Genomic DNA, 4,326 nt, shown 5'->3' on the forward strand with positions numbered 1-4,326 from the left:
TTTTAGCCAGAACGGTAGTGATGGCAGCGGTCAGCGTTGTTTTACCATGGTCAACGTGGCCGATAGTACCGACGTTAACGTGCGGTTTTGTACGTTCAAACTTTTCTTTAGACATCGATTGTCCCTCTAAGACACGGATAAATCGGTGATATCACCACATCAACCAGGCAACATGCCCGACTTGTTGAATGAACATAACAGAAGAGAAACAGGGAAGGAGAGAAAAGAAGTGGTGCTGATACCCAGAGTCGAACTGGGGACCTCACCCTTACCAAGGGTGCGCTCTACCAACTGAGCCATATCAGCACGTCTGGAGCGGGCAGCGGGAATCGAACCCGCATCATCAGCTTGGAAGGCTGAGGTAATAGCCATTATACGATGCCCGCATCCTGAAACTCGGCTACCCAGTTCTTTCTGTAATACTAAAAAGACTGCTCTCTTTAGTATTGAGCTGATTAGTTTACCCAACCAACTCCGGCTACGCAAAGCGTCGCCAGAAAGTGGTGGTGGGGGAAGGATTCGAACCTTCGAAGTCGATGACGGCAGATTTACAGTCTGCTCCCTTTGGCCGCTCGGGAACCCCACCCAAATTGTTATGGTGCCGACTACCGGAATCGAACTGGTGACCTACTGATTACAAGTCAGTTGCTCTACCTACTGAGCTAAGTCGGCATCAAGTAGCGCGCATTCTAGGGAGAGGAGCGAGTTCATGCAACTAAAAATTTGCATAAAACGTTCTCTTGCTCACATTTTGTGCTCTTACGCGAAAAAACGGTGTAATTTCAAACAAAGGAGTGCAAATAATCGCCAACAAACGGGCCCATCAGGCGCGGTTTCGGTCAGCCACGTTTACCAGGAACGTCTGCTGACCGTAAACTGAAAGGCAGCAGGCCGTTAGTACCATCCTGTTAGCAAAGGCCATGCTTTGCAAAGCATAAGAAACTTATTCCTCTCTTGTGACGCTGGCGCGAGAAAGCGGCATTCAATGAGTTTTTTTCTTATTATTCCCGGCAATCTGGTGTTACCCTCCTGCCCATTGTCCTGATTAACTCGTGTGAAGCATCGCCGTTTCAACGTATTCGGTGATGGTAAGAACATGCTTATGAGCCAAAAAGAGCAGACGTTAATGACACCGTACCTACAATTTAACCGCCACCAATGGGCTGCACTTCGTGATTCTGTCCCGATGACGTTAACCGAGGAAGAAATCACGCGGTTAAAAGGCATCAACGAAGATCTCTCTCTGGAAGAGGTTGCTGAGATCTATTTGCCGCTGTCGCGTTTGCTCAACTTCTATATCAGTTCTAACCTGCGTCGTCAGGCTGTTCTCGAACAATTTCTTGGCACCAACGGTCAGCGAATTCCCTATATTATCAGTATCGCTGGCAGCGTGGCGGTAGGAAAAAGCACCACCGCCCGTGTACTGCAGGCCTTGCTGAGCCGTTGGCCGGAGCATCGCCATGTCGAACTCATTACCACTGACGGATTTTTGCACCCTAACTCAGTTTTGAAAGAACGTGGGTTAATGAAGAAAAAAGGCTTTCCGCAGTCCTATGATATGCATCGGCTGGTAAAGTTTGTCTCCGATCTCAAATCAGGGGTACCACAGGCAACTGCACCGGTTTATTCCCATCTAATTTATGATGTTATTCCCGATGGCGATAAAACCGTCGCTCAACCGGATATTCTCATTCTTGAAGGACTGAATGTTCTGCAAAGTGGGATGGATTATCCACACGATCCGCATCATGTATTCGTATCGGATTTTGTCGACTTTTCTATTTATGTCGATGCCCCGGAAGAATTATTGAAAAGCTGGTATATCAACCGCTTTCTTAAATTCCGGGAAGGGGCATTTACCGACCCGGATTCTTATTTTCATAATTACGCCAAGCTGTCGAAGGAAGAAGCGGTCGAAATTGCCACCTCGCTTTGGAATGAGATTAACCTAATGAATCTCAAGGAAAACATCCTTCCAACTCGCGAGCGCGCCAGCCTGATTATGACCAAGAGCGCCAATCATTCTGTTAATCAGGTACGCTTGCGTAAATAAAGCAAAGGGAGCCGGAGCTCCCTTTTTTATTCTGCGCTGCGCAATGATATTTCACCACCAACCCAGGCTTTTATCACACCATCCTGCTCCAGCAATAGCGCACCCTGGGCGTCAATGCCGCGGGAAATGCCATAAATTTCTTTATCACCGATAATCAGTTTTACCGGACGATGAATAAAGTTATCCAGTTTTTCCCAGCGCGGCAGATAAGGAGCCAACCCTTCCTGCTCGAACAGCTCCAGTCCCAGGCGCAGCTCTTTAATCAGGCGCGCGGCGAGGAGATTACGGTCGATGACCACCCCCGCTTCCTGAAGACTGATCCAACCCTGATTGACGACATCAGACTCCACACGACGCATCACAAGGTTGATACCCGCGCCGCTGACGATTTGTGCGGCATCGCCCGTTTTCCCCGTCAGCTCCACGAGGATCCCTGACAGCTTACGATCCTGCAGGTAAATATCGTTTGGCCATTTCACGCGAACCTGTTCGGCCCCGAGCTGCTGCAGCACTTCAGCGATCACAATACCAATCACCAGGCTTAGGCCAATCGCCGCTGCCGGGCCCTGCTCCAGACGCCAGTACATCGAGAGATAGAGATTCGCACCAAAGGGGGAAAACCATTTTCTGCCGCGCCGGCCTCGCCCTGCCTGCTGATATTCAGCTACGCAGGCATCGCCGGACGTCAGCTCATCCAGTCTGTCCAGCAAATACTGGTTAGTGGAGTCGATTACCGGAAGGACAGTCACTCGACCGTGCTCTATCTGTTGGGAGATCTTTTTCTCATCCAACAGATGTATGGGCTCTGGCAGGCTGTACCCCTTGCCCGGCACGGTAAACACATCGACGCCCCAGTCGCGTAACGTCTGGATATGCTTATTAATCGCCGCCCGGCTCATGCCTAACTGCTCACCAAGCTGTTCACCTGAGTGAAACTCACCATCAGCAAGGATAGAAATTAGCGTTAAAGGGATAGTATGGTCTTTCACGCAATGCTCTCCTCTGCGTTGACTTCACCATGCGTTCCAATGAAGCGCACCTCGGGCTGAAGCCATACATTGAATTTCGCCCCCACCTGCTGGCGAACGTAATGGGCTAGCTTTATCACATCCTCGCTGGTCGCTTGATCTTCATTAATCAGTACCAGCGCCTGCTGTCGATGCACGGCCGCGCCGCCGATGCGTTTTCCTTTGAGCTGACATTGATCGATTAGCCAGCCAGCGGCCAGCTTGACGCTGCCATTTGCCTGCGGATAGTGCGGTGCATGAGGGAACTGCGCCAGCAGCGCTTCAGCAACCTGAGCGCTGACGATCGGGTTCTTAAAAAAGCTGCCAGCATTACCGTTAATCTTTGGATCCGGCAATTTAGTCATTCGCATATGGCAGACCGCATCGAATACCTGCTGCGGGGTGACTCTCTGCGGATCGAGACGTGTTAAATCACCGTAGCTCAGCACAGGTCGCCACGCTTTCGCTAACGATAAGCCAATCGCGACGATGGCGTAGCGGTCCTGATATTCATGTTTAAAGATACTGTCGCGATAGCCGAAACGGCATTCCGCCGCGGAAAAGCGTTGTTTACGTCCCGTTTCCAGCTCGATGCAGTCAACATATTCGCAGACCCGCTGTAATTCGACGCCGTAGGCACCAATATTCTGGATCGGCGACGATCCTGCGCAGCCTGGGATTAATGCCAGATTTTCCAGACCAGGCATCGCATGCTGTAGCGTGAACTGCACCAGTTGATGCCAGTTTTCGCCGGCGCCGACGTGCAAGCGCCAGGCATCCGGGGTTTCGCTCACCTCGATCCCCATAATCCGGTTGAGGATCACCGTACCGGCATAGTCGTTCAGAAACAGGACGTTACTGCCTTCCCCAAGGATTAGCGTGGGTTCGCCAGCCGCGGCAGCGGTTTGCCAGGCGCTTAGCAACTGTTGCTCAGTTTCGGCGCGTACTATCGTATTGGCGGATCGCTCAATGCCAAAGGTATTCCAGGGTTTGAGGGAGTGGTTCATAGTGGCTTCCTGATGCAAAATCGGCGTTAGTTTACCGTATCTGGCGGGGGAAGGCTTGCCTGATTACAGAGGCAATAATATTGCGGAGCGTTACCAGTGGTGAGAGGTGTACCGCGCCGGGCTACAGAACCCGCAAGGCCCCTGGCCCAGGTAAGCGCAGCGCCACCGGGGGGGCATGCCGGCACCCTTCCCGGATGGCACAAACGCAAAAAAGCCCAGTCTTTCGACTGGGCTTTCTGCTTTATTTGATGCCTGGCAG

4 protein-coding genes and 4 tRNA genes are annotated in these 4,326 nt (G+C 51.5%); 1 reads left to right on the forward strand and 7 read right to left on the reverse strand.

The features are described 5' to 3' along the window. The 5 genes from KHQ24_RS24275 to KHQ24_RS24295 all read right to left on the reverse strand — a co-directional run. A partial coding sequence (locus KHQ24_RS24275; protein WP_021280608.1) for a GTP-binding protein occupies window positions 1-115 on the reverse strand: 115 nt, incomplete at its 3' end. Window positions 116-230: 115 nt separating this feature from the next. Next, a tRNA-Thr gene (locus tag KHQ24_RS24280) sits at window positions 231-306 on the reverse strand. Between the two features lie 5 nt (window positions 307-311). Beyond that, a tRNA-Gly gene (locus tag KHQ24_RS24285) sits at window positions 312-386 on the reverse strand. 115 nt (window positions 387-501) lie between these two features. Then, window positions 502-586: transfer RNA gene (locus tag KHQ24_RS24290), tRNA-Tyr, on the reverse strand. Window positions 587-596: 10 nt separating this feature from the next. Beyond that, window positions 597-672 (reverse strand) — tRNA-Thr (locus tag KHQ24_RS24295). Between the two features lie 430 nt (window positions 673-1,102). On the opposite strand from KHQ24_RS24295, the gene coaA reads away from it, so the two are divergent. Next, window positions 1,103-2,053: a type I pantothenate kinase gene (coaA, locus tag KHQ24_RS24300; RefSeq protein ID WP_004206833.1), complete on the forward strand. Its 951-nt coding sequence runs from the start codon at window positions 1,103-1,105 to the stop codon at window positions 2,051-2,053. Between the two features lie 26 nt (window positions 2,054-2,079). On the opposite strand, the gene birA is transcribed toward coaA, so the two are convergent. Both birA and murB read right to left on the reverse strand, forming a co-directional pair. Continuing rightward, window positions 2,080-3,042: a bifunctional biotin--[acetyl-CoA-carboxylase] ligase/biotin operon repressor BirA gene (birA, locus tag KHQ24_RS24305; RefSeq protein WP_004206834.1), complete on the reverse strand. Its 963-nt coding sequence runs from the start codon at window positions 3,040-3,042 to the stop codon at window positions 2,080-2,082. Next, complete coding sequence (gene murB / locus KHQ24_RS24310; protein ID WP_109938951.1) at window positions 3,039-4,067, reverse strand: UDP-N-acetylmuramate dehydrogenase; 1,029 nt, start codon at window positions 4,065-4,067, stop codon at window positions 3,039-3,041. Before murB ends, birA begins: the two co-directional genes overlap by 4 nt. Window positions 4,068-4,326 lie beyond the last annotated feature (259 nt).

This window comes from Klebsiella sp. 54, from assembly GCF_018223875.1.
GTDB lineage: Bacteria > Pseudomonadota > Gammaproteobacteria > Enterobacterales > Enterobacteriaceae > Klebsiella > Klebsiella quasipneumoniae.